This window comes from Acinetobacter seohaensis, from assembly GCF_056431365.1.
The window spans coordinates 1-503 of record NZ_JBWKMK010000053.1 but is presented as its reverse complement, the minus strand read 5'-3'; the positions used below and the strand labels follow the sequence as shown (position 1 = coordinate 503).

Here is a 503-nt window from a genome sequence, read left to right as displayed (position 1 = left end):
ATGTTGCCATTCACCCGTTAAGTAACACCAACAGAAGCTTATAGCTAACACCGCAATCAATTTTTTCACTCGTCTAGGGTCTGTCAAGCGCGTATTTTCAAGATTAAACCCGCGTCCTTTGAGACAACTGAATAAGGTTTCAATTTCCCAGCGTAATGCATAATCCTGAATAGCATTGGCATTAAACTGAGGAGAAACGACGAGTAAAAGCTCTCCATTTTCTAACTGTAGTGCACTTATATATAGTTTCACCCGACCAACCAAAATCCGTCGTTTACGACATTCAATTTGACCAACTTTAAGATGGCGAAATAAATCACTAATTTTATGATTCTTTCCTAAATGATTGGTGACAATGAAGTTTTTTTAACACGAATGCAGAAGTTGATGTCTTGTTCAATTAACCATGTAAACCACTGCTCACCGATAAACTCTCTGTCTGCGAACACATTCACAATACGGTCTTTACCAAAAATGGCTATAAAGCGTTGAATCAAAGCAAT

At 37.8% G+C, this 503-nt stretch carries 1 pseudogene; it reads right to left on the bottom strand.

Annotation, left to right across the window (positions count from 1 at the left end):
- Positions 1 to 503: pseudogene (locus tag AC07E5_RS09560) on the bottom strand (IS4-like element ISAba1 family transposase); the annotation flags it as partial.